The 4231-nt window shown below is 39.5% G+C and carries 3 protein-coding genes; all 3 read left to right on the top strand.

Annotated elements, in window-relative coordinates; translation table 11 throughout:
- Positions 1–1330: 1330 nt before the first annotated feature.
- The 3 genes from DEM91_RS12160 (at position 1331) to DEM91_RS12150 (ending at position 4209) form a co-directional block, all read left to right on the top strand.
- Entirely contained in the window at positions 1331–2305 is a 975-nt protein-coding gene (locus DEM91_RS12160; RefSeq protein ID WP_249859088.1) for a YitT family protein, read from the top strand.
- A 71-nt stretch (positions 2306–2376) separates the two neighbouring features.
- Positions 2377–3474 (top strand): porin, encoded by a 1098-nt coding sequence (locus DEM91_RS12155; RefSeq protein WP_249859087.1) that lies wholly within the window; start codon positions 2377–2379, stop codon positions 3472–3474.
- 183 nt (positions 3475–3657) lie between these two features.
- Positions 3658–4209 (top strand): DUF5118 domain-containing protein, encoded by a 552-nt coding sequence (locus tag DEM91_RS12150; protein ID WP_249859086.1) that lies wholly within the window; start codon positions 3658–3660, stop codon positions 4207–4209.
- Positions 4210–4231: the final 22 nt, after the last annotated feature.

Below are 4231 nucleotides of genomic sequence, written 5' to 3'. Positions count from 1 at the left end.
AGCTTTACCCGACTTGTCCAGACCACTCTTTTTGAGGTAGAGCAACACCTTCATTTTTTCTGTTTTCATACGCTTTGTTGTTTTGTGGCAAAATTACCAATTTCAAAGCGTTCCTCACTTATGCAGAAAACTGCCGACCGCAGCAACAGCCACACGAGTAAAAAAATCAGTTACCGAACATTGCTCCATCGTTACCTATGGCAAAATCGGGTAACGGTTTGGTAACTGAACTTCTGCCTAAATCTGCATATTCCTGCCCTTTTTGAAAAGAGCACTTCTATGCAAATCGTTCTGTTTCTTCCTCATTATCAATTAGTTTACGCCAACTTCGATTTCTTTTCATTTTCGTTGATTAGTTACGCCCTTGGAAACATACATTAGGGGCGTTATTCACATGCTTCAGCAGCATTAAAGCATGCAAATAGCAGGCTTATCTCAATGGGTTAGTCGCAAAAAATGGTAAAAATAGGAATGAAAAGAGTTGTTTAAGGCGTAACGTCTTCAATGCCAATAAATTACAAACATTGCTCATTTCTCGCGTATTTGCGACCAACTTTGAGGTTGGTGATTTACACGCGAGTTATGAGAGGCTCTTTGTAAAGAAAATTCAGCATTTATGATCCGTCCATGCAGCGTACCAACAATTTGACAGATGCTGCTTCTTTGGTGCTTTTCGTTGTATGAAAATCTTTCTTTAAGGAGAGAGTTGTGTATGTTCATGAGCCATGTGATCAGGCAAATAGCTTCTTGCTATCTGCAACAATGTGCGATAAATTTTGGCTATATACTTTGATATACATCAAGAAAAGCAAGTTGTTTTTGACAAAACGCCCTTAGTTGCTTGCAATATAAGGAGATAACCTCTATCTTTGCATCGTGTTTTTCATGGTATTAGATTTAAGGTTAACAAAGATTGGACTACAGCGGTAGTCCTTTTTTTATTTATCTGAATTGAGTCGTATCTAAGATTTGGTTCAAATAGGGAAGGCTCAACAGTATATTGAGGAAAAGAGTGATGTAAGTTGACTCTTTGTCTTTCCTTCGTCTTATGATAGATGATTTGCTTTTATCCATAAGCAATATTAGGTGTACTCTTCAAAGTTTTGTCCCATTTTTCTATTTTGAGGGAACAAGACTGACCTAACTTTTCGCATTCAAGTAAAAAAATTATCTAAAAACTTGTGTATTCATAAAAATCAATTAAATTTGCAAAACTTAAATAATTGTTGCTACCTAAAATAAGAAAAGGTGGCAGCAGAGAAACACAGAATGAAGCGTGAACACCATGAGTTCTCGTTAGTTAACCTGACAACCTTTAAATTTTAACATTATGAATAACAAGCAGGAAAGCGAAATGACTTTCGTTGAGAAGTTACAAAACGCACCGAATCGAATCAAACAGATTGTCTGTACTCGTAAATTTTGGGTGGAATTAGTCGTTATGACGGTGGGAATGTTTGTGGCAGCCATGGGAGTGTACTTTTTTTTGATACCCAGTAAACTCATTATAGGCTCTATCACTGGCTTGTCCTTGGTGCTCGCTAAATTACTTCCTTTTGTGTCTGTGGGAACGATGATATTTGTTATTAATGCGATACTGCTTGTGCTTTCGTTTTTGCTCATCGGCAATGAATTTGGCGCCAAGACCGTGTATACGGCATTGATATTAGGACCGATGATTGACTTTATTGGTTCTATCGTTCCTATCCACGAATCTCTCTTCACCACTTATGTTGCAGGACAAGCCATTGCCAATCCTTGGTTTGACCTTCTTTGTTTCGTTCTCATCCTGAGTGCGTCACAAAGTATCTTGTTCAGTATCAATGCTTCTACAGGTGGGTTGGATATTCTTGCGAAGATTTTCAATAAGTATCTCCATATCAAGCTTGGTACTGCCGTAATGTTAGCAGGTGGTGCAATCTGTTGTACTGCTTTTGCAATTAATCCTGTTAGTTTAGTGATCATTGGTTTGATTGGAACATGGCTCAATGGTTTGATACTTAATCACTTTATGTCGGATATCAATTCTAAGACTCGTGTGTATATCATCTCCAAAGATTACCAGAAGATTTTGGATTTTGTCATTCATACCATTCGTCGTGGTGTGACCATACATGAGGTGATAGGTGGCTACTCCAATGAAAAGCAAATACAGTTGGAAATCGTTTTGACAAAAGAAGAATTCTCTACTTTGATTGATTTCATGAGTAAGGAAAAACTCAAAACATTTATTACCTCTGATACCGTGAGTGAAGTATATGGTCTTTGGAATAAGAAAGGACTGCTACGTACGGGAAATTATTGATACTGTCATGCCTTTTCAAAAACGGAGCACGATAGTTGCACTGTAAACATGAAGTCTAATTTGTACTTACTATGAAATTAAAGATATATTTGCTTTTGCTAACATTCTATGGCATGGGGCTCTATGCGCAAGAGTCCCAGCATGTAAATCTGTCTGTTGAAGCACGAGCAGACTACCAACGTGAATTGATTGACGGTGTGAAAAACAATGATAAAACAGGCTTTAAGGGAAACATTTTTAACCTTATTATCAATGGAAATCTCTCACCGAAGTTTTCTTTTAAGTATCGACAACGCCTGAATGGCATTAACAAGGAATATACATTCTTTGATGCCACCGACTGGCTCTTCCTTACTTATCACGCTAACCAAAATTGGACACTCTCTGGTGGTAAGTGGGCTGTGCTATGTGGACCGTGGGAGTTCGACCCTGCTCCTATTGATTGTTTTCAACTCTTTGAATTCTGTTACAACTTTCCTTGTTACGAGTGGGGACTGTGGTTGGGCTATCAAACCACGAATAAAAACGACCAATTCTTCTTGCAAATGGTTGAAAGCCCCTTCCGGAAAGTATATAAGCGGAATGGTGGCATATCTTCTGAGATGTATGCCTACAACCTGATATGGTATGGAAGCCATGGTATCTTGCACACCGATTGGTCTGTCAACTTGATGGAGTATGCGCCAGGGAAATTTATCAATTACCTTTCTTTTGGTAATCGTTTCGATGTGGCTGACAATCTGCAAATAGGAGTGGATTACATGAACCGTGCCACCAAGGGGCAGACGTTCCTTTTCAAGGATTGTTCCATGACCGCTCGTGTTGATTACCAGCCTACACCACAGGTTAACCTCTGGGCTAAGGCAAGTTATGACGTGAATCATGCAGGCGTAGACACTAATCCCGCGGCATCAACTGCGCTGGCAGAACCCAATCAAAAGACAGCTGAACAACCCAAACCTCGCGCCGATTTGGTGTTATATGAAGGAACCGAAATCACACGGGTAGGTGCAGGATTGGAGTACTATCCACTGAAAAATAAGAAAGTGCGTCTACATGCCAACTATAGTTACTGCTTTGGTAAGAATACCAATCCTACTGGTTACCTGCAAGACAAACATTCCATTCTTGACCTTGGGGTTACTTGGCGAGTGAATGTGATCAAGTAACTGTAAATCTTTCACAAGAGAAATAAAGAAAATAGCTCTTTATACGTTAAAATCTTGGCATTTTAGAAGAAAAAGTTTAATTTTGCAAACAGGATGTATGAGATAAATCAAAAACTGTAAATATGCAGTTTGCAGATAGGATAACTGTTTCTCAATTCATTTTGTTCAAAAATAATCAGATCAATGCTAAAGAGATGTTTTCGTCATAAAGGTAAATCCTTATTCATAATAATATGTGCAGGGTTCATGTTTTCAGCCACTTCCATGGAAATGCGTGCAGCCTGCCAAATTTGGCCATTCTCCAAAAAGAAGAAAAAAACAGAGAAGCCCATTTCTGCCTACAAGCGTCTCACGGGTCGTGACTCGGTAGAGATGCATGGTGTGTTCAATGTTATCAAGAAAGGGGATACGATTTATTACGAAATTCCCACCAAGTTGATGGGACGTGAGTTCCTAGTAGTGAACCGTTTGCAAAGAGTTCCTTCCGAACTCAACGAGTCGGGAGTGAACAAGGGTATCAATTATGAAAACCAGACGGTGCGCTTTGAATGGGACAAACGACAGAAAAGGCTCATTGTTCGGCAACAACGCATCACGCCCGAAGTGCCTTCATCTGCAGCAATGGCTGGTTCGGTGAAGGATAATTATATCGACCCCATACTTGCTAACTTGAAGATAGAAGGGTCAGTCGTAAAACCCAGTTGCACCCCTCCTCTCATGCACATAATTTCATAAGCCTGTAAAGGAAGAAAGGAAT

The organism is Prevotella sp. TCVGH (assembly GCF_023522295.1).
Classification (GTDB): domain Bacteria; phylum Bacteroidota; class Bacteroidia; order Bacteroidales; family Bacteroidaceae; genus Prevotella; species Prevotella timonensis.
This window is presented reverse-complemented; position numbering and strand designations above follow the sequence as displayed.